The sequence below is a fragment of the Microvirga terrestris genome, assembly GCF_015694425.1.
In the GTDB taxonomy this organism is placed as follows: domain Bacteria; phylum Pseudomonadota; class Alphaproteobacteria; order Rhizobiales; family Beijerinckiaceae; genus Microvirga; species Microvirga terrestris.
Genome location: NZ_JADQDN010000011.1, coordinates 1 through 19,987, shown reverse-complemented (window position 1 = coordinate 19,987; position 19,987 = coordinate 1). Strand labels below are relative to the sequence as shown.

Below are 19,987 nucleotides of genomic sequence, written 5' to 3'. Positions count from 1 at the left end.
CTTATACAGCGCGCAGGAGCACGTGCTTCTTTTTACCGAAGGACAATTTGATCACGCCCTCGGCCGTGACGTCCGACAAGCTCAGGGTGCCGCGCTCATCCGACACGGCTTGATCGTTTACCCTGAGACCGCCGCTTTTGACCTGCCGGCGGGCTTCGCTCGATGACGGCACCAGCTTGGCGTAGTCAGGTCCGAAGGCCGCCAGCACGCCAAGCCCGCCTTCGAGCACATTGGACGGAATTTCGACGGTCGGCAGGCTTTCCGCCAGCGCACCCTGCTCGAAGGTCTTGCGGGCGGTTTCCGCTGCCAAATCTGCCGCCTCGCGACCATGGAGGAGGGCAGTTGCTTCCGTTGCGAGAACCTTCTTCGCCTCGTTGATATCGGCGCCTTGAAGAGCCTCCAGTCTGGCGATCTCGTCCATAGTCAGGATGGTGAAGAGCTTGAGGAAGCGACCCACATCCGCATCCTCGGTGTTGCGCCAGAACTGCCAGTAATCGTACGGGCTCAGCATGTCCGCGTTGAGCCACACTGCCCCGGAGGCCGTCTTGCCCATCTTGGCGCCGGACGCGGTCGTCAGGAGAGGGCAGGTCACGGCGTAGAGTTGCGGTGTGCCGAGGCGGCGGCCGAGATCGATGCCGTTGACGATATTGCCCCACTGGTCCGAGCCGCCCATCTGCAGGATGCAGCCGTAGCGCTTGTTCAGCTCCACGAAGTCGTAGGCCTGGAGGATCATGTAGTTGAATTCCAGGAACGAAAGCTCGTGCTCCCGGTCGAGGCGCAACTTCACGCTGTCGAAGGACAGCATGCGGTTGACCGAAAAGTGTCGGCCCACGTCGCGCAGAAACTCGATGTAATTGAGCTTGGTCAGCCACTCGGCATTGTCGACCATCGTGGCATCGGTTTTGCTGTCGCCGAAGCGGATGAAGCGCGAGAAAGCCGTCTTGATGCTGTCCTTGTTGGCCTCGATCTGCTCGACGGTCAGAAGCTTGCGGCTTTCATCCTTGCCCGAGGGATCGCCCACCCGGGTCGTGCCGCCACCCATGAGGGTGATGGGCTTTCCGGCCCCGGTCTTCTGAAGCCAGTGCAGCATCATGATGGACAGAAGATGCCCGACATGTAGCGACGGGCCCGTGCAATCATACCCGACATAGGTCATCAGTCGGCTCTCGAGGGCAGCGGTATCAACCCCCTCAAAATCCGAGGTCTGGTGAATGAAGCCCCGCTCGGTGAGCACCTTCAGAAAATCGGATTTCGGCGCGTTCATCGCGTCTCTCTCGTCTGTCTTGACCTCGGATAGGGCGACCCTCTAGCAGCTTCGTAGCGGGATTTCACTCAGTTTCATCAGAGATCCGGCAAGTGTATCTTCCTTCAAGAGCTTGTCAGTAAGCCGAACTAGCAGGCAAACTTGCCTCATTAGTAAGATTATGTTCCTAGACAAAAGGGGCGACGTTGACAAAGCTGGGCCATAGATTATGTTAATGTAACATTATTAAATTAAGGTGCTTCTATGTCCTGGGTTTCAGATGCCTTTAGATCCGCTGGTCAGTGGGTTGTCGACAAGGTAGAAGATATTGGGGACTGGTTTGGCGATCAGATCGATTCCGCTTGGAACTGGCTAAGCGACAATGTTTCGGGCCTTCCATTAAAATTTTTTGCAGCCATGGGAACGGTCTTCCCTTCATGGTCTTTCGGAAGCGTTCAATATTTTCTACCGAAGCACGCCGATAATGATGTCAACGCCCTGATGGCAGGCTCCAAGTGGAGCGGATCGACGATTACCTACTCGATGCCGGATCACCGGTCTGACTATGAACTCATCAATCCGAGTGCGGACGGGTTCGAGCGCCTGTCTGTCCAGGCTGAAAACGGCATCCGGAACATCATGGATGTGGTTGTTGCCGGATATGTAAATACTGGAATTGTCTATTCAGGCCGCGGTAATGCCAAGATCCAAATCGCAGGCTTCGACCCTGGGAATGTCATTACACGTAGCCACGGCTATTATCCGGGTGTTCCCGTCTACAGTGGCGATACATGGCTGACTACCGGAGATTCGGTAAACTACAAAAAGGGAAGCCACTCCTATTTTCTGGCCATGCATGAATTAGGGCATGCGCTCGGTATGAAGCATAGCCACGACCATGCGGACGGAATTCCCAGGATGTCGGAGGCTCGCGACACCACCGAGTACACGGTGATGTCATACAATGAGACGACAAATCGCCCGCAGTCTTTCATGCAGTATGACATTGCTGCCTTGCAGGCCATGTACGGCGCTGATTTCACCACGAATAGCGGCAATACGATTTACAGCTGGCGTCCGGATTCGGGTGAGACCTACGTCAATGGGGTGAGTCTCGGGGAGGCCTCCGGCGGTTTCATCTTCCTGACGCTCTGGGATGGCGGCGGCATCGACACCTACGATATGTCGAAGTACAGCGGTAATGCATTGATTGATCTCACGCCTGGTGGATCTTCACGCTTTTCCGATGAGCAACTGGCAAAGAAGAACTCTTCCGGCGCAACGGTTAAGGGGAATGTTTACAATCCGTTCCTTTACAATGGCGATACTCGCTCTCTGATCGAAAATGCTATTGGCGGAACCGGCAATGATAAAATTCTGGGCAATCAGGCTGCCAATATTCTTGAAGGACGGAATGGAGATGACATCCTGACCGGTGGTGCCGGCAACGATACCCTTGATGGTGGTGCTGGCGATGACATTCTCTATAGCGGATCTGGCGCTGACCGCTTGAACGGCGGCGCCGGTCTCGGCGACATGGTGGCTTATGGCTCAACGAATGGGCAAGGCATCACAGTCAATCTGGCCAACCCGCAATTCAACACGGGCGAGGCTGCGGGCGACACCTACAACGGCATTGAGAACGTGGCCGGCACGGCTTTTGGGGATGTGCTGATTGGCGACACCAAGAACAACATTCTTTACGGCCTCGGCTCCGATGACGTCCTGCGCGGAGGGCTAGGTGCCGACGTTCTGGTGGGCGGAGAAGGCTTCAACTGGGCGTCGTACATGGAAGCAACTTCCGGCGTGGTAGCCGACCTTGCGAACAACGCGTTGAACACAGGTGAAGCTGCAGGCGATACCTATATCGAGATCCGCGGATTGCAGGGCTCGAACCATGCGGATCACTTAGCTGGAGATTCCAGCTCTCTAGGCAATGCGTTAGCCGGCCTCGGCGGAAATGACATCCTCACCGGTCGTGCCGGTAACGATACCTTGGAAGGTGGCGAGGGTGACGATATTCTCAATGGTGGCGCCGGTGCCGACCTTCTGATCGGTGGCGCGGGTCTCGGCGACATGGTGGCTTACAACTCTGTCAATGGCCAGGGTGTAACGGTCAATCTTGCGAAGCCTCAGTTTAATTCTGGTGAGGCTGTGGGCGATACTTATGACGGCATCGAGAATGTCGCTGGCACCGCGTCTACCGATATCCTAACCGGCGATGCCAAGAACAACATTCTTTATGGTTTGGGTTCGGACGACATTTTGCGTGGCGGCCTGGGTGCCGACGTGCTGGTGGGCGGAGAAGGATTTGATTGGGCATCATACGCTGAAGCGACCTCCGGTGTGCGCGTGGATCTAGTTAATTGGGGTGTCAACTCCGGTGAGGCTGCAGGCGACGGCTTTATCGAGATCGAAGCGCTGCAGGGTTCGAACTATGGCGATTCACTCGCAGGCGATGGCAACGGCAATGCGCTATCCGGCCTTGATGGCACCGACGTTTTGCATGGCCGTGGTGGCAACGATTATCTGAATGGCGGTGGCAGCGATGACATCCTCAACGGTGGTGTCGGAGCCGATACACTCGTGGGCGGCGGCGGTTTCGACTGGGCCTCGTACATCGATGCCAACTCGGGCGTGACCGTAGATCTTGCTAATCGCGGTGCCAATACCGGAGAAGCGGCTGGCGATTATTTTGAGTCTATCCACGCCCTTCAGGGTTCGACTTTCGGCGATGCACTGAAAGGTGACGAGAGCGGCAACGCACTCTCAGGTCTCGAGGGAACTGACCTGTTGCAGGGCCGTGGCGGCAACGATCATATCCACGGAGGTGAAGGCGGCGATACGCTTTCTGGTGGTACTGGTTCCGACTATCTCATTGGTGCTGCCGGTGCGGATCGCTTCCGGTTCGACACGGCACTTGGCCCGTCCAATGTCGATATGATCGTAGATTTCAGTGTCTCAGAGGACAAGATCGAGTTGGATGGCCGAGTGTTTGCTGGCCTCGGTTCGTACAACTCGGGCGGTCTCGTGGAGTGGAACTTCAGCATCGGAAGCCGTGCGACTACGCAATACAGCCAGATCATCTACAACAGCGCGACCGGTGAGCTGTTCTACGATGCAGATGGTGTGGGAAATGGGGTCCAAATCAAGTTTGCCGATATCTCGAGAAACATGGCACTGACACACTTGAACTTCCTGCTCGTGTAAGGTCAGCAGCAACTTCTGAAATCTGGGTCAAACAAAAGGGGCGCTGACAGATCGAATGTCGGCGCCCTTTTTCTTGTGAAAAGTTAGAGGCTCCTAAGCAGCTACTTCTGCCGTGCCGAGCCGCTTGTCGAGATATTCGTCGACGGACACCATCAGTTCATCGACCCGGCCGTCGAAGAAGTGGTTGGCGCCCTCGATGACCGCGTGTTCGAGCTTCACGCCCTTCTGGGTCTTCACCTTCTCGATGACGCTGACTACGTCCTTGACCGGAGCGACGCGGTCTTCCGAGCCGTGAACGAAAAGGCCCGAGGACGGGCAGGGGGCGAGAAACGAGAAGTCGTAGCGGTTCGCCATGGCGGCGATCGAGATGAAGCCTTCGATCTCCGGACGGCGCATGAGGAGCTGCATGCCGATCCAGGCACCGAAGGACACACCGGCGATCCAGCACGCGCGGGCGTCCGGGTTCATGGCCTGGGCCCAATCGAGGGCAGCTGCTGCGTCGGACAGTTCGCCCTGGCCGTGGTCGAAGGCTCCCTGGCTGCGACCGACGCCGCGGAAGTTGAACCGCAGCACCGAGAAGCCGCGCTTCGCGAAGTCATAGTACAGGTTGTAGACGATCTGATTGTTCATCGTCCCGCCGAACTGCGGGTGCGGGTGCAGGATGATGGCGATGGGAGCGCCTTTTTCCTTGGCAGGCTGATAGCGTCCTTCGATGCGACCGGCAGGACCCGTAAAGATGACTTCAGGCATGAACGCGAACCTCTTGCTCACCTCCCCGTTGGGAGAGGGAAAACCCGTGACAGCCTTGACTCCAGGCTGCGGATCCTCATAAAAGAACCCTTAGAATAGTTCTAAATTGTTCCAATGTTTCATTTTATCCGGGCGGCTTCCACCCTCGGACGAGACATCGGACAGATGTGGTTGCGGTGCTTTAGCACGGCAACCCAGGTCGATTGCAAGAATTTCGTGAGGCTCACGGCAGCTATGGCGGCAGGCCAGCGCACATATCTCGACCATAACGCGACATCGCCCCTGCGGCCGGAGGTTGCCGAGGCCGTGCTGCGCGCCTTTCAGCTTCCCGGAAATGCCTCCTCGGTTCATGCCGAGGGCCGCGCCGCCCGGGCCGAGATCGAGAGGGCACGGGAGCAGGTGGCCCGCCTCGTCGGCGCGAGAGCGAAAAACGTTGTCTTCACCAGCGGGGGCACTGAGGCCGCCAACCTCGTTCTGACACCGGGCTTCCGGCGCCTCGGCAAGCCGGGATGCACCCGGCTCCTCCTGGGCGCTGCCGAGCACCCTTGCGTGCTCAACGGGCATAGGTTCTCCTCAGACGCTGTCGAGATCCTCCCCGTCGATTCCAACGGAATCCTCGATCTGGCTTGGCTCGAAGCCCGCCTCCGGGAGGCTGGCGACGAGCATGTCCTGATCTCCGTCCAGTTGGCCAACAATGAGACTGGCGTGCTCCAACCCGTGGCCGAGGCGGCCCGTCTCGTTCATGAGCATGGCGGTTTGATCCACACCGATGCGGTCCAGGCCGCCGGGAAGATACCGGTCGACATGACTGAACTGGGCATCGATGTGCTCACGCTTTCGGCCCACAAGATCGGCGGGCCGAAGGGAATCGGCGCGGTGGTTCTCGCTTCCGACCAGTTCGAGATCGCCGAGCGGCTGATCCGGGGCGGTGGACAGGAGAAGGGTTTTAGGGCGGGCACCGAGAATGTGGCGGCCATCGCGGGCTTTGGAACTGCGGCCGAGATAGCCTCAGGCGCGCTGGAGCGAGAGGCCGAACGGCTTCGGACCCTGCGTGACGAGGCAGAGGCTCTGGTCCGCCGGATCGCGCCGGATGCGGTTGTTGTGGGCGCGCAAGCTGAGCGGTTGCCTAATACCTTCGCCTTTGCCATACCCGGCCTCAAGGCCGAAACGGCATTGATCGCGTTCGATCTGGCAGGGGTTGCCCTGTCTTCCGGTTCGGCCTGCTCGTCCGGAAAGGTCAAGCGGTCGCATGTGCTCGACGCCATGGGCGTGGAGCCGGCCCTCTCTAAGGGCGTTTTGCGCGTGAGTTTGGGGTGGTCGACCACGAAAGAGGACGTGATCCGCTTTGCGGAGGCGTGCGAAAGGGTTGTCGGCACCTTATATAAGCGGAAGGCGAGTGCGGCCTGAACGGCCTCGCTCTCGCATTCCACGTCATCAACCCGCGGTCCTTGAAGCCGTGAGCGGTGGGAGAGACAGATGCCTGCAGTGCAGGAAACGATCGATCAGGTCCGTCTGATCGACGTCGATCAGTATAAGTACGGCTTCGAGACCGAAGTCGAAATGGAGAAATCCCCTAAGGGCCTCTCCGAGGATGTGATCCGCTTCATCTCGGCCAAGAAGGGCGAGCCCGAGTGGATGCTCCAGTGGCGCCTCGACGCCTACAAGCGCTGGCTCACCATGAAGGAGCCGGCCTGGGCGCGCGTGTCCTACGACAAGATCGACTACAACGACATCTATTACTATGCCGCACCGAAGAAGAACCAGGCGCCCAAGTCCCTCGACGAGGTGGATCCTGAGATTCTCAAAACTTATGAGAAGCTCGGCATTCCGCTGCGCGAGCAGGAGATCCTGGCCGGCGTCGAGCCGCAGCGCCGGGTCGCCGTCGACGCGGTGTTCGACTCAGTATCGGTCGCCACCACCTTCAAGGAAGAACTTGCCAAGGCCGGCGTGATCTTCATGCCGATCTCCGAGGCGATCCGTGAATATCCGGACCTCGTGCGCCAGTACATGGGCTCGGTCGTACCGGTGACGGACAACTTCTTCGCCACCCTGAACTCGGCTGTGTTTACGGACGGGTCATTCGTCTACATCCCGCCGGGCGTCCGCTGTCCGATGGAACTGTCCACCTACTTCCGCATCAACGAGAAGAACACGGGCCAGTTCGAGCGCACCCTGATCATCGCCGACAAGGGCTCCTATGTGTCGTATCTCGAGGGCTGCACGGCCCCCAAGCGCGATGAGAACCAGCTTCATGCTGCCGTGGTCGAGCTGATCGCCCTCGACGATGCCGAGATCAAGTATTCCACGGTCCAGAACTGGTACCCTGGCGACGCTCAGGGCAAGGGCGGCATATACAACTTCGTGACCAAGCGCGGCGATTGTCGGGGCAAGAACTCGGTGATCACCTGGACGCAGGTCGAGACCGGCTCTGCCATCACGTGGAAGTACCCGTCGTGTATTCTGCGCGGCGACAATTCCCGCGGCGAGTTCTACTCGATTGCGGTATCCAACGGCATGCAGCAGGTGGATTCCGGCACCAAGATGATCCATCTCGGCAAGAACACCACGAGTCGTATCATCTCCAAGGGCATCGCGGCGGGCCGCTCCGAGAACACCTATCGGGGTCTGGTCTCAGCCCACCGCAAGGCGACCGGCGCGCGCAACTTCACGAACTGCGACTCGCTGCTCATCGGCAACCAGTGCGGCGCCCATACGGTGCCCTACATCGAGTCGAAGAACGCCACCGCCGTGTTCGAGCACGAGGCGACAACATCGAAGATCTCCGAAGATCAGATGTTCTACTGCCAGCAGCGCGGCCTCTCGGAAGAGGAGGCGACGGCGCTGATCGTGAACGGCTTCGTGAAGGACGTGCTGCAGCACTTGCCCATGGAATTCGCGGTCGAGGCGCAGAAGCTGATCTCGATCTCGCTCGAAGGCTCGGTCGGTTAATGAACAAACGTCATCCCGGACGTCGCGGAGCGAAGAGCCGGGATCGCGAAACCAGTTTAACTCGGATAACGATCCCGGATCGGCTTTCAGCCGTCCGGGATGACGCGAATGGAATTCAACAATGCTCGAAATTAAGAACCTCATTGTCCAGATCGAGGACAAGCGCATTCTCAACGGCCTCAACCTCACCGTGAACAAGGGCGAGGTCGCCGCCATCATGGGGCCGAACGGCTCCGGTAAGTCGACCCTGTCCTATGTAATCGCCGGCAAGGAGGACTACGAAGTGCTCGACGGCGAGATTCTCCTCAACGGTGAGAACGTGCTGGAGATGGAGCCGGATCAGCGCGCCGCCGCGGGCGTGTTCCTGGCCTTCCAGTACCCGCTGGAGATCCCTGGCGTTGCCTCGATGACCTTTCTGAAGGCTACCCTGAATGCCCAGCGCAAGGCGCGTGGGGAGGCAGAGCTGACCACGCCGGACTTCATCAAGCGCGTGAACGCCGCCGCCACCCAGCTCGAGATCCCGAAGGACATGCTCAAGCGCGCCCTGAACGTCGGCTTCTCCGGCGGCGAGAAGAAGCGCATGGAGATCCTGCAGATGGCGCTGCTCCAGCCGTCCTTCTGCATCCTGGACGAGACCGATTCCGGCCTCGACATCGACGCCCTTCGCATCGTGTCCGAGGGCGTGAATGCGCTCCGGTCGTCCGACCGCGCCTTCCTCGTCATCACTCACTACCAGCGGCTGCTGAACTACATCGTGCCCGATACGGTGCATGTCATGTCGTCCGGCCGCATCGTGAAGACGGGCGGCAAGGAACTGGCGCTCGAGCTCGAGGCCAACGGCTATGCCGATTACCGGGACAGCGAGGCCGCATAACATGGCTGACGTCACCCTCATGAAGACGCCGGCGGAAACCGCGCTGGCGCAGGCTTTCGAGAGCGCGAAGACCAGTCTGCCGGGTCAGGCCGAGTCGCGTGCCCAGGCCTTCGAGCAATTCACCCAGCGCGGTCTCCCGCACCGCCGGGTCGAGGAGTTCAAGTACACCGACCTGCGCGCCATGATGCGCGAGATCGCGCCGTTCGCCGGTGTTCCCGCTGCGGACGAGGCCAGGGCAGCCCTGGCAGGCGCAAAAGCCCTTGCGAGCGTCAAGGCGCTGCAGGTGCCGTTCGTGAACGGTCACTTCGTGCGCGAGGCAGTGGACTTCCACAATCTGCCCGAGAATGTCGAGATTGTGCCGCTGGCCGAGGCTCTGGCCGAGAACCATGACTGGCTCGCCCGCCTGAGTCCGGTTCCGTGGGCCAACGACAATCCGGTCTACCAACTCAACACGTCCTTCATGGCCGACGGGGTGATGATCCGGATCGCAGGACCGGTCGAGATGCCGGTTCACCTGCGCTTTGTCACATCTGCGGCTTCGGCGGTCGCCACCGCGACCCGCATCCTCGTGGTCGTGGAGGAGGGCGCTTCGGTGACCCTGCTTGAAACACACGAAAGCACCGATGGAGCAAACCACCAGCCCAACGACGTGATCGAGATGATCGCAGGCGATCGCACCAATGTGCAGCATGTCCGCATCAATGCCGAGGGCGACAAGGCGCTGGCCCTCTCCACGCTTGCCGCCAGGATCGGCGGGGACGCTTTGTTCAACAGCATCAACGTGGTGGCCGGTTCGGCCACTTCGCGGCACCAGGTCTTCGCCGTTCTCGATGGTGAGAACACGAACCTGCGCGTCAACGGCGCGACGATGCTGAAAGGCGTGCAGCACGCCGACTCGACCCTCGTGGTCGAGCATGCCGCTCCCCATTGCGAGAGCCGCGAGCTGTTCAAGACCGTCATCGACAACGAGGCGACCGGCGTCTTCCAGGGCAAGATCATCGTCCCGCATCATGCCCAGAAGACCGACGGCCGCATGATGTCGGCAGCGCTCCTCCTGGAGGAGGGTGGCTCGATGAACAACAAGCCGGAACTTGAAATTTTCGCCGACGACGTGCAATGCGCCCACGGGGCCACCTGCGGCCAGCTCGATGAGGACCTCCTGTTCTACCTCATGGCCCGCGGCCTGCCGAAGAAGGAGGCCGAAAGGCTCCTGGTTCAGGCCTTCCTGGGTGAGGCGCTGGAGTTCGTCGAGAACGAGGCTGCTCGAGAGGCTCTGATAGAGACGGTCGAGGGCTGGTTGAAGGCGCGGACCTGATTTTGCCCTCCCCCTTGCGGGAGGGCGGCTGGAGTGAGTGCCAGCGAACGGAAGTCGGGTGGGGGTCGTGCAGAATAGACTGCATTAAGCGTCTCCTGCACGCCCCCCACCCCTGACCCCTCCCCGCAACGGGGAGGGGAACGAGGCAGCGATGAACATGCAAGTGAAGCCATACGACATCGAAGCCGTCCGGGCGGAGTTTCCGATCCTAGGCCAGCAGGTCTATGGCAAGCCGCTGGTCTATCTCGACAGCGCCGCCTCGGCCCAGAAGCCGCGCGCGGTGATCGACGCCATGGTGAACACCATGCAGACGGGTTACGCTAACGTTCACCGCGGCCTGCACCACATGGCGAATGTGGCGACCGAAGGCTTCGAGCATGCTCGCGAGACGGTGCGGGAATTTCTCAATGCCGGGTCGACCGACGAGATCGTCTTCACCAAATCTGCGACCGAGGCCTATAACCTCGTGGCGGATTCCTGCGGGCGCATGAATATCGGCGAGGGCGACGAGATCATCCTCTCCATTATGGAGCACCATTCCAACATCGTGCCCTGGCACTTCCTGAGGGAGCGGAAGGGGGCAGTGATCAAGTGGGCGCCGGTGGACGACGAAGGCAACTTCCTCGTTGAGGAGTTCGAGAAGCTGTTCTCGCCCCGTACCAAGATCGTCGCCATCACCCACATGTCCAACGTGCTGGGCACCGTGACTCCCATCAAGGAGATCATCCGTATCGCCCACGCTCATGGGGTTCCGGTGTTGGTTGATGGCGCGCAGGGCGCGGTCCATCTCCAGGTGGACGTGCGCGATCTCGATGCCGATTTCTACGTCTTCACCGGCCACAAGGTCTATGGCCCGACCGGCATTGGTATTCTCTATGGCAAGCGCGAATGGCTGGAGAAGATGCCGCCCTATTCGGGCGGCGGCGAGATGATCCGCGAGGTGCGCCAGGACGCGATCACATACAACGATCCACCACACCGTTTCGAGGCCGGCACACCGCCAATCATCGAGGCCATTGGCCTCAATGCGGCGCTCCGCTTTATGATGGAGCTCGGCCGGGAGAACATTCAGGCCCACGAAGCGGCGCTCTCGGCCTATGCCCATGAGCGTCTGCGGGCCATGAACTCGGTGCGCATTATCGGCCAGGCCAAGGGCAAGGGCGCGATCATTGCCTTCGAGATGAAGGGCGCTCATGCCCACGACGTAGCGACCGTCATTGATCGGCAGGGCGTGGCCGTGCGGGCCGGCACCCATTGCGCCATGCCGCTGCTGGAGCGCTTCGGAGCGACCTCGACCTGCCGGGCCTCCTTTGGCCTCTACAACACCATGCAAGAAGTCGATAAATTGGTGGATGCCCTGCAGAAGGCGGAAACCCTGTTTGCTTGAGGATGAACCTGTGAACGATCAATCCCCATCCAACGCGCTGCAGGTGTCCCCTGGCTCCGCGATCCCGCCGGAAGAGCTCGACCGCATGACGGACGACATCATCGCGGCCCTGAAGACCGTCTACGACCCCGAGATCCCGTCCGACATCTATGAACTCGGCCTGATCTACCGCGTCGACATCGATGACGACCGCAATGTCGCCATCGACATGACCCTGACAGCCCCGGGCTGCCCCGTGGCCGGCGAGATGCCGGGCTGGGTCGAAAACGCCGTCTCCACCGTTCAGGGTGTGCAGAGCGTCAAGGTCAACATGGTCTTCGACCCGCCGTGGGACCAGAGCCGGATGTCCGACGAGGCGCGCGTCGCGCTCGACATGTGGTAAGGCCTTCGACCCTAATATCACTCTCTTGCATCATGGCCGGGCTTGTCCCGGCCATGATGCTTCGGGCACCGCTGTTATTCCGGGAGCGCAGAGCGCAGCCCGGAATAACAGCTGGGCATTTACGTCCGGTTGATGGACACGCCTCCATCGACGAGCAGCGCACTTCCCGTCGTGAAGCTCGACGCATCCGAGGCAAGGTAAAGCGCCGACCGGGCGATCTCCTCGGGCCTGGCGAGCCGTTTCAGAGCGTAGAGGCCCTCGATAAACGCCTTTGCTTCGGGTGTGCTGATCCAGGCTTCGGCCAAAGGCGTGTCTGTGCCGCCCGGCAGTAAGGCGTTGACGCGGACACCCTGTGGGCCGAATTCACTGGCGAGAGACTGGGTGAGGCCGATCAGCCCCGACTTGCTGGCAGCGTAGGAGGCTGCCCCGGGGAATCCTGCCGTGTAGCCGACGAAGGTCGAGGTGAAGATCACGGAGCCGCCTCCGCGGTCGAGCATGGCCGGGATCTGGTACTTGGCACCCAGAAAGGCCGCCGTGAGATTGACCGCGAGAGCCTCGTTCCATCCCGCAAGCGAGACGCCCGGCGTCGGCCCCATCTCACCATTCATGCCGGCGTTATTGAAGGCGATGTCGAGGCCGCCGAAATGGCGGATCGCGGTCTCGACCAGCGCATGGGCCAGAGACTCGTCCTGGATGTTGCCGGCACGGGCGACCGCCCGGCCGCCCTCCGCCTCGATCTCCGAGACCAGCATGTTGAGGGCATCCAGCCGTCGTGCGGTGACGATGACGTTGGCCCCCTCGCGCGCAAACAGTCGGGCTGTCGCGTAGCCGATGCCCGAGCTGGCGCCGGTCACTATGGCAGTTTTGTTCTTCAGTATGGTCATGTCTGAGATCTTTCCTCATTGAGCACGCGGCTCGTGATTGGGATCTCAAATTCCCTCTTAGGTTCCGACCCGCTTTCTGCGCCCGATTTCTGTGAAAGGGCATAGTTTCCCTTCACCCGCCTCATTGAGTTTGGCTGAGGAAGAAAAGACGGTAGGCTGGCCTGCATCCGAACATTTATGGATTCTCGCGAGGGAGCCGATGAACACAGCTCAAGCGCCTCAAACCCTCCAGGTCCGCTGCTGTATCGTTGGCGGTGGGCCAGCCGGGATGATGCTGGGGCTTCTGCTCGCCCGGCAGGGCGTCGAGGTGCTGGTCCTCGAAAAGCATGCGGATTTCCTGCGCGATTTTCGCGGCGATACCATCCACCCGTCGACCCTTGAGGTCATGCATGACCTTGGGCTGCTCGATGAGTTCCTGGCCCGGCCGCATCAGCAGACGCAGACAGTCAGCTTGGTGGTCGGCGGCGTTCCGCTGACGCTCGGCGATTTCTCGCATCTGCCGACCCACTGCAAGTTCATCGCCTTCATGCCGCAATGGGAGTTTCTCGACTTCCTGGCCGATCACGCCCGCGAGTACCCGTCTTTCAAGCTTCGGATGCAGGCGGAGGTAACGGATCTGATCGAGGAGCAGGGCAGGGTGACGGGTGTACGGGTTTCCACACCTGAAGGACTTCTGGAAGTGAAAGCCGATCTCCTTGTGGCTGCCGATGGTCGGCGCTCCGTGGTACGCGAGAAAGCGGGTCTGGAGGTGCTGGATGTCGGTGCGCCGATGGATGTGCTTTGGATGCGGGTATCAAAGCATCCCGGCGATCCGAGCCAGCTGCTCGGGCGCATCGAAGCCGGTCAGATGCTGGTGATGATCGACCGGGGTGACTACTGGCAATGCGCCTACCTCATCGCCAAGGGATCGCTGGAACGGATTAAGCAAGAAGGATTGCCTGCCTTCCACCAAAAGCTCGCGCGGATAGCCCCCTTTCTGGGAGATCGTCTGGAGGAACTGGGGGCTTGGGATGACATCAAGCTTCTGACGGTGGCCGTCGACCGACTGAAGCAATGGTACCGGCCGGGGCTGCTCTGCATTGGCGACGCGGCCCATGCCATGTCGCCTGCAGGTGGGGTGGGCATCAATCTCGCAATCCAGGATGCGGTGGCGACCGCCAATATTCTCGGTCCGCTGCTCAAGCACGGCCCCGTCGATGCTGAGCAACTCGCCCTGGTGCAGAAACGACGCGAGTGGCCGACGAGGATGACCCAGAGGCTTCAGGTGCTGCTTCAGAACAGGCTGATCACGCCACTCCTCAACAGCACGCAGCCGGTCTCACCGCCCTGGCTCATTCGGTGGCTGGCGCAACAGCCCCTGTTCCGGCGCATTCCCGCCCGCCTCGTCGGCATCGGCTTTCGGCCGGAGCATGTACGCTGACGATGCCGCTGTGTCGTGGCCTGGCCCCGTCCCGTCATGATCCTCGTCGACGATGTCATCGGCCTCCTCGACCGAGGACAGCACCGGCGTGCGGGGAGCGTCGGGCACGGCGGCGAACATGGCGCGGGCAATCTCCTGCTCACCCATCACGATCCTGGTCGCGCCATGCTTCATCACATGCTCCTCCTGGGCGAAGGAGTGGGCGCGAACGATGATCGGCAAATCGTGATTGATCCTGCGGGCCTGCTCGACGACCTGGCCGCTCTCGAAGGCATCGGGAATGGCGACCAGGAGACAGCGCGCCTTCCCGATATTGGCGGCCGCGGCCACCTCGGGATCGGCCGCGTTGCCGACGATGACCTCGCGGCCATCTTTCTGAATGTCGACAACCTGCTCCTTGTTGGTCTCGATGACGAGGAGGGGCGCGCCGATCGACGCCATCTTGCAGCTGATATATTTGCCGACCCGCCCGTGGCCGACGAGCACCACATGATCGGTAAGAGACGTGACAGGAAGCGGCTCGCGCGCTGCGTCCGTAGCCGCCTTCTGCGCTGCAATCGCTTCCTTCTCGGCCGCGACAGCATCGGCCTTCGCTTGGGCTCGGATTGTTTCTCGCTTTGCGAACCACCGGTCGAGCACCGTAAAGAGGAACGGGTTGATCAGGATCGACAGGATGGCGCCGGCAAGAATGAGGTCGTGCCCTTTCTCAGGCAGGATCTGAAGGCCGAGGCCTAAGCCTGCCAGGATAAAAGAGAACTCGCCGATCTGGGCGAGGCTCGCGGCAATGGTCAGCGCAGTCGAGTTTGGATGGCCGAAAAGCCGTACGATGGCGAAGGCCGCCAGCGACTTACCCACGACAATGATCAGGACGGTCGCAATCACAGGACCGAAATCGGTGATCAGGATCATCGGGTCGAACAGCATGCCGACCGAGACGAAGAACAGGACCGCAAAGGCGTCCCGCAGTGGCAGGGTCTCGGAAGCGGCCTGATGGCTGAGTTCAGACTCGCTCAAGACCATGCCGGCAAAGAAGGCCCCAAGGGCGAAGGAGACGCCGAATAGCTCGGCCGCGCCGAAAGCAGCGCCTAAGGCAATGGCCAGGACGGCCAAGCGGAAGAGTTCCCGTGAGCCGGTATGCGCCACATAGTGAAGGATCCACGGGATGACGCGTCGACCGATGATCAGCATGATGGCCACGAAGGCAATGACTTTGCCGAGTGTGAGGCCAAGGGAGATCACGATGGATTCGAGATCGGCCGATCCCCCGGAGGTGGCTTCCGCGAAGGCCGGCAGCAGCACCAGGGTGAGGACCATGGCCAGATCCTCGACGATCAACCAGCCGACGGCGATATGCCCCCGCTCGGTCTCGACGAGGCGGCGCTCCTGCAGGGCTCTGAGCAACACGACCGTACTGGCGACCGAGAGCGCCAGGCCGAAGACGATGCCGCCGTCGATGCTCCAGCCCATCAGCCAGGCGAGGCCCATGCCCAGAGCCGTCGCGCTGGTAATCTGGACGACCGCTCCGGGAATCGCGATCGCTCGGACCGAGAGGAGATCCTTCAGCGAGAAATGCAGGCCGACACCGAACATCAGCAGAATGACGCCGATCTCGGCGAGCTGGTTGGCCAGTCCCTGGTCGGCGACATAGCCGGGGGTGAAGGGACCGACCAGGACGCCTGCGAGCAGGTAGCCGATCAGAGGGGAAAGACGGAAGCGATGCGCGAGAGCGCCAAAGACAAATGCCAGAACCAAGCCGACAACGATGGTTGAAATCAGCGGCGTGTGATGCGGCATCTGCTCTCCTTCGGACCGTCGATTTTTGGGATGGCTTCATCCCGATATGGTCGACCTCGGCCGTTCAGGCAACCCTCAATGGTCTCGACGTTTGGCCTTCGACCCCTTATCTAGTCATTATGTGAACTCGTTCTGCCCGGGCCTTGAACCCGGCTGTCAGGAGAGAATTATGGCTCTACCCGGCTTCAAGGTCGTTAGCTTGACCGACGCGGCGGCAAACCGCGTCAAGGATATCATCGGCAAGGCAGACCGTTCCATCGTCGGCGTTCGCGTCGGGGTGAAGAACGGCGGCTGCGCCGGCATGTCCTACACCATGGAATATGCGGAAAGCGTCAACCCTCTCGACGAGGTGGTGGAGGACAAGGGCGTGACGGTGCTCATCGATCCGAAGGCGGTCCTGTTCCTGCTCGGCACCGAAATGGACTTCCAGACCACCAAGATGTCATCCCAGTTCGTGTTCAACAACCCGAACCAGACCTCGGCTTGCGGCTGTGGCGAGTCTGTCGCCATCACGCCCGCGACGCCGAATGCCCTTCAATCTGTGGAGTGATATATGGACGCCGAGGCCATTCGTGAGATTTTCCGTAGCTTCGGCCCTGTTCAGATTCGCAGGATGTTCGGCGGCAGAGGGATCTACCGGGACGAACTGATGTTTGCCATGGAGAGCTGTGGCGAGCTGTACCTTAAAGTAGACGAGGAGGGCATCAAAGCCTTGCAGGAGCTAGGCTCCCGCCCGTTTACATTCGAGACGCGGGATGGTCGCACAACTATCACGAGCTTTTGGCTCATGCCGGAGTCCGCTCTTGACGATCCTGATGAAGCTCGGGACTTTGCGGCCATGGCCCGAACTGCAGCCCAGCGTGCCAAAGCTCGCAAAGGCGGCAAGGCGCCTTCAGCCAGAAAGCCGGTAACGAGGTCCCGAAAGCAAGCCCCCGAGCCCGCTACTTGACCTTCTTGACGGTCACCGGCCGCATCAGGAAGGCCGGAACGTGATCGCCGAGGCCGACGATGCGCTCGTCGTCATCCTCCCGACGCGAGCGGCCCTGATACCCCTGATCTGAGCTTCTAGCGCGTTCAGGCCGATCTCGTTCGCGGCGCGGGCTGCGATTCGGCTGCTCCTCACGCGTAGCCTGAGGCGGAACCAGTCGTGGGGCCGGAGCTTCTTCTCGTGCCGCGTCCGCAGGCTCTTGAGAGCGTCCCGAAGAGCGCACCTTGACCTTGCGGCCGCGGGACCGTTCCTCGCCCCGCTCACTACGTCCGCCGCGACGGCGGGACGAGCTCTCGGATTGCGGACGCTCAGCGAGTGTCGGGCCCTGCCATTCGACCGGCTGGCCGATCAGTTTCTCGATTGCCGCGAGGGACTTTTCATCTCCTGGACCCACCAGCGTGAAGGACTGGCCGGCACGCCCGGCGCGGCCCGTGCGACCGATGCGATGCACGTAATCCTCGGCATGGTGCGGGATGTCGTAGTTGAAAACATGGCTCACGGCCGGAATATCCAAGCCGCGGGCCGCGACGTCGCTGGCGACGAGGATGGGCATTTCCCCGGTGCGGAAGCTGTCCAGAGCCGCCATGCGGGCGTGCTGATCCATGTCGCCATGGAGCGCCGCTGCGGCGAACCCGTGTTTCTGCAGGGAGCGGTGAAGGACCGCCACGTCGCGCTTGCGGTTGCAGAACACGATGGCGTTCTGCAAATCCGTGGCGTTACGGATCAGCTCGCGCAGGGTCTCGCGCTTCTCGAAATCCTCTCGGCCGGTCGCCACGAGGCGCTGGGTGATCGTCGAAGCCGTCGAGGCGGCGCGGGCCACCTCGACCTTGACCGGGTTATGAAGGAAGGCGTCCGCCAGGCGCTGAATCTCCGGCGGCATGGTCGCTGAGAAGAACAGGGTCTGCCGGGTGAAGGGCACGAGCTTCACGATGCGCTCGATATCGGGGATGAAACCCATGTCGAGCATGCGGTCGGCCTCGTCGATGACCAGGAGTTCGACGCCCGTGAGCAGAAGCTTGCCGCGCTCGAAATGGTCGAGGAGGCGGCCTGGGGTCGCGATCAGCACATCGACACCGCGGGTGATCTTGGCGTCCTGGTCGCCGAAGGACACGCCGCCGATCAGAAGGGCGACGGAAAGCTTGTGATTGATGCCGTACTTGTCGAAATTGTCTTCGACCTGGGCGGCGAGTTCGCGGGTCGGCTCGAGGATGAGCGTGCGCGGCATGCGGGCCCGGGCCCGGCCGGTCTCCAGCAGCGTCAGCATCGGCAGGGTGAAGGCCGCTGTCTTGCCTGTGCCGGTCTGGGCGATGCCCAGCACGTCCCGGCGGGCGAGCACATGAGGGATGGCCTGAGCCTGGATCGGTGTCGGCTCCGTATAGCCTGCGCTGGATACGGCCTGTTGAACTTTCTCGCTAAGTCCGAGTTCGGCGAAGGACATGAATTCTCATTACCGTTGGGGCTGGGCGCGCTCTTCAGTGCCGGCCGCGCTCTACGGCAACAAACAGGCGCGAAACTGGTTTCACCTGAGGCTCTTGCTCAAGTTAAGGAGTGGCGGGACCATAAGAGAAGCTATGAGCTTGTCAATCCAAGGAAAGTTGCCAGAGGGCGGCGAAGGAACATTTGATGGCTGAAACACTCGTTCTGATTCCCGGTCTGGCCTGCACTGCCCGCCTCTTCGAGCCGCAGATGGCCGCGTTAGGGTCGGAGCGCGCGATTCTGGTTGCGGATCACACCCGAGATGATTCGATACCGGCCATTGCGGCCCGGCTCCTGCAGGAGGCGCCACAGCGTTTTGCCGTCGCCGGGCTCTCCATGGGCGGATACATCGCTCTTGAGGTCATGCGTCAGGCACCGGAGCGGGTGGCACGACTGGCCCTGCTCGACACGAGCGCTCGCCCGGACTCGGTGGAAGCGAGCCAGGATCGCGAGCGTCTGATCGCATTGGCGCAGGCCGGGCGCTTCGAGGACATCCATTCGAAGCTCTGGCCGCGGCTCGTCCATCCGGAGCGTCAGGCCGATCGAGAACTGCAGGAGGTTGTGCTCGGCATGATGCGGGAGACGGGAGTCGACGCGTATATCCGCCAGCAGCGGGCGATCATGGCACGCGCCGACTCGCGCCCGAATCTCCCGAGTATCGAGATCCCAACCATCGTTCTCGTCGGGGAGGGGGATGCGATCACGCCGCCAGAGATCGCGCGTGAAATGGCTGAGATGATCGAGTGGGCTTCACTGGTTGTCGTGCCCGAGTCGGGACACTTGTCCACCCTGGAGCAGCCCGAACAGGTTACGCAGGCCCTCAGATTGTGGCTGAACAAGGATTAACCATAGTTCTGAACGCTCCTTGCGGCGCTCTCCGCAATCATGGTCAATGATTGGTTACTGTTGATCTTTGAGATCGCAATGCCGGTTAAGATCAGAGTTAAGTTATTGACATAGAATAAATTTCTGAGCTGGTACTGTGACGGGACTAGGTCGCATATGCCGGTTACTTAGGGCGAGATCCACAAGCACGACGGCAAACAAACCGGCGAAGGCGTCGGCGAAATCTCGACTGTGGCAGGAAAGTGACAGACGGAGCGTCAGGTCTGGGTTACAAGCTGGGCCACATCCTTCCTACAGATGGACCAAACCAATGAAAAAGATCCTCCTCTCTTCGGTCGCTCTGCTCGGCCTCGCCACCGGCGCTGTCGCTGCTGACCTTCCTTCTCGCCGCGCTCCGGCTCCGATCATTGCAGCTGCTCCGATCTTCACCTGGACCGGCTTCTACGTCGGTGTGAACGCCGGCTTCGGC

At 61.0% G+C, this 19,987-nt stretch carries 16 protein-coding genes; 11 read left to right on the top strand and 5 right to left on the bottom strand.

What is annotated here, in order from left to right:
• Position 1: 1 nt before the first annotated feature.
• Entirely contained in the window at positions 2-1,264 is a 1,263-nt protein-coding gene (tyrS, locus tag I2H36_RS17045) for a tyrosine--tRNA ligase (protein WP_196265103.1), read from the bottom strand.
• A 243-nt stretch (positions 1,265-1,507) separates the two neighbouring features.
• Here tyrS and I2H36_RS17040 point away from each other — a divergent pair, with 243 nt between their 5' ends.
• Entirely contained in the window at positions 1,508-4,453 is a 2,946-nt protein-coding gene (locus I2H36_RS17040; RefSeq protein WP_196265102.1) for a M10 family metallopeptidase, read from the top strand.
• 93 nt (positions 4,454-4,546) lie between these two features.
• On the opposite strand, the gene I2H36_RS17035 is transcribed toward I2H36_RS17040, so the two are convergent.
• Positions 4,547-5,203 carry an alpha/beta hydrolase gene (locus tag I2H36_RS17035; protein ID WP_196265101.1) on the bottom strand — a complete coding sequence of 219 codons (657 nt, stop codon included), beginning with the start codon at positions 5,201-5,203 and terminating at the stop codon, positions 4,547-4,549.
• Between the two features lie 234 nt (positions 5,204-5,437).
• Here I2H36_RS17035 and I2H36_RS17030 point away from each other — a divergent pair, with 234 nt between their 5' ends.
• From I2H36_RS17030 to I2H36_RS17005, 6 genes are all read left to right on the top strand, one after another.
• Positions 5,438-6,610 carry a cysteine desulfurase family protein gene (locus I2H36_RS17030; protein ID WP_196265163.1) on the top strand — a complete coding sequence of 391 codons (1,173 nt, stop codon included), beginning with the start codon at positions 5,438-5,440 and terminating at the stop codon, positions 6,608-6,610.
• 69 nt (positions 6,611-6,679) lie between these two features.
• The gene (gene sufB, locus I2H36_RS17025; protein ID WP_196265100.1) at positions 6,680-8,152 is read left to right on the top strand and encodes a Fe-S cluster assembly protein SufB; all 1,473 of its coding nucleotides are present in this window, start codon (positions 6,680-6,682) and stop codon (positions 8,150-8,152) included.
• Between the two features lie 121 nt (positions 8,153-8,273).
• On the top strand, positions 8,274-9,026 hold the full coding sequence (gene sufC, locus I2H36_RS17020) for a Fe-S cluster assembly ATPase SufC (protein ID WP_196265099.1): 753 nt from the start codon (positions 8,274-8,276) through the stop codon (positions 9,024-9,026).
• A 1-nt stretch (position 9,027) separates the two neighbouring features.
• The gene (gene sufD / locus I2H36_RS17015; RefSeq protein WP_196265098.1) at positions 9,028-10,341 is read left to right on the top strand and encodes a Fe-S cluster assembly protein SufD; all 1,314 of its coding nucleotides are present in this window, start codon (positions 9,028-9,030) and stop codon (positions 10,339-10,341) included.
• Between the two features lie 151 nt (positions 10,342-10,492).
• A complete protein-coding gene (locus I2H36_RS17010) occupies positions 10,493-11,728 on the top strand; it encodes a cysteine desulfurase (RefSeq protein ID WP_196265097.1) in 1,236 nt (411 codons plus the stop codon).
• An 85-nt stretch (positions 11,729-11,813) separates the two neighbouring features.
• A complete protein-coding gene (locus I2H36_RS17005) occupies positions 11,814-12,110 on the top strand; it encodes an SUF system Fe-S cluster assembly protein (protein WP_246718876.1) in 297 nt (98 codons plus the stop codon).
• Positions 12,111-12,229: 119 nt separating this feature from the next.
• Here the strand turns inward: I2H36_RS17005 and I2H36_RS17000 are convergent, their stop codons facing one another.
• The gene (locus I2H36_RS17000) at positions 12,230-12,994 is read right to left on the bottom strand and encodes an SDR family oxidoreductase (protein WP_196265095.1); all 765 of its coding nucleotides are present in this window, start codon (positions 12,992-12,994) and stop codon (positions 12,230-12,232) included.
• A gap of 199 nt (positions 12,995-13,193) precedes the next feature.
• Between I2H36_RS17000 and I2H36_RS16995 the strand changes: the two genes are divergently transcribed.
• Positions 13,194-14,414 carry an FAD-dependent oxidoreductase gene (locus I2H36_RS16995; protein ID WP_196265094.1) on the top strand — a complete coding sequence of 407 codons (1,221 nt, stop codon included), beginning with the start codon at positions 13,194-13,196 and terminating at the stop codon, positions 14,412-14,414.
• On the opposite strand, the gene ybaL is transcribed toward I2H36_RS16995, so the two are convergent.
• Entirely contained in the window at positions 14,313-16,208 is a 1,896-nt protein-coding gene (ybaL, locus tag I2H36_RS16990; RefSeq protein WP_196265093.1) for a YbaL family putative K(+) efflux transporter, read from the bottom strand. The genes I2H36_RS16995 and ybaL overlap by 102 nt on opposite strands.
• A gap of 169 nt (positions 16,209-16,377) precedes the next feature.
• Here ybaL and I2H36_RS16985 point away from each other — a divergent pair, with 169 nt between their 5' ends.
• Together I2H36_RS16985 and I2H36_RS16980 are read left to right on the top strand one after the other, a co-directional pair.
• Complete coding sequence (locus I2H36_RS16985; protein WP_196265092.1) at positions 16,378-16,758, top strand: HesB/IscA family protein; 381 nt, start codon at positions 16,378-16,380, stop codon at positions 16,756-16,758.
• 3 nt (positions 16,759-16,761) lie between these two features.
• Positions 16,762-17,157, top strand: coding sequence for a TfoX/Sxy family protein (locus I2H36_RS16980; protein WP_196265091.1), 396 nt, complete (start codon positions 16,762-16,764; stop codon positions 17,155-17,157).
• Here the strand turns inward: I2H36_RS16980 and I2H36_RS16975 are convergent.
• Positions 17,150-18,634, bottom strand: a complete 1,485-nt coding sequence (locus tag I2H36_RS16975) for a DEAD/DEAH box helicase (RefSeq protein ID WP_196265090.1) — start codon at positions 18,632-18,634, stop codon at positions 17,150-17,152. The genes I2H36_RS16980 and I2H36_RS16975 overlap by 8 nt on opposite strands.
• A gap of 185 nt (positions 18,635-18,819) precedes the next feature.
• Between I2H36_RS16975 and I2H36_RS16970 the strand changes: the two genes are divergently transcribed.
• The gene (locus tag I2H36_RS16970; protein ID WP_196265089.1) at positions 18,820-19,518 is read left to right on the top strand and encodes an alpha/beta fold hydrolase; all 699 of its coding nucleotides are present in this window, start codon (positions 18,820-18,822) and stop codon (positions 19,516-19,518) included.
• Positions 19,519-19,987: the final 469 nt, after the last annotated feature.

Coding starts and splice junctions, on each gene's coding strand:
- I2H36_RS16980 (WP_196265091.1), top strand. CDS start 16,762: ATGGACGCCGAGGCCATTCGTGAGATTTTCCGTAGCTTCGGCCCTGTT.
- I2H36_RS17040 (WP_196265102.1), top strand. CDS start 1,508: ATGTCCTGGGTTTCAGATGCCTTTAGATCCGCTGGTCAGTGGGTTGTC.
- I2H36_RS17000 (WP_196265095.1), bottom strand. CDS start 12,994: ATGACCATACTGAAGAACAAAACTGCCATAGTGACCGGCGCCAGCTCG.
- sufB (WP_196265100.1), top strand. CDS start 6,680: ATGCCTGCAGTGCAGGAAACGATCGATCAGGTCCGTCTGATCGACGTC.
- I2H36_RS17035 (WP_196265101.1), bottom strand. CDS start 5,203: ATGCCTGAAGTCATCTTTACGGGTCCTGCCGGTCGCATCGAAGGACGC.
- I2H36_RS16985 (WP_196265092.1), top strand. CDS start 16,378: ATGGCTCTACCCGGCTTCAAGGTCGTTAGCTTGACCGACGCGGCGGCA.
- I2H36_RS17010 (WP_196265097.1), top strand. CDS start 10,493: ATGAACATGCAAGTGAAGCCATACGACATCGAAGCCGTCCGGGCGGAG.
- I2H36_RS16995 (WP_196265094.1), top strand. CDS start 13,194: ATGAACACAGCTCAAGCGCCTCAAACCCTCCAGGTCCGCTGCTGTATC.
- I2H36_RS16975 (WP_196265090.1), bottom strand. CDS start 18,634: ATGTCCTTCGCCGAACTCGGACTTAGCGAGAAAGTTCAACAGGCCGTA.
- tyrS (WP_196265103.1), bottom strand. CDS start 1,264: ATGAACGCGCCGAAATCCGATTTTCTGAAGGTGCTCACCGAGCGGGGC.
- sufC (WP_196265099.1), top strand. CDS start 8,274: ATGCTCGAAATTAAGAACCTCATTGTCCAGATCGAGGACAAGCGCATT.
- I2H36_RS17030 (WP_196265163.1), top strand. CDS start 5,438: ATGGCGGCAGGCCAGCGCACATATCTCGACCATAACGCGACATCGCCC.
- ybaL (WP_196265093.1), bottom strand. CDS start 16,208: ATGCCGCATCACACGCCGCTGATTTCAACCATCGTTGTCGGCTTGGTT.
- sufD (WP_196265098.1), top strand. CDS start 9,028: ATGGCTGACGTCACCCTCATGAAGACGCCGGCGGAAACCGCGCTGGCG.
- I2H36_RS16970 (WP_196265089.1), top strand. CDS start 18,820: ATGGCTGAAACACTCGTTCTGATTCCCGGTCTGGCCTGCACTGCCCGC.
- I2H36_RS17005 (WP_246718876.1), top strand. CDS start 11,814: ATGACGGACGACATCATCGCGGCCCTGAAGACCGTCTACGACCCCGAG.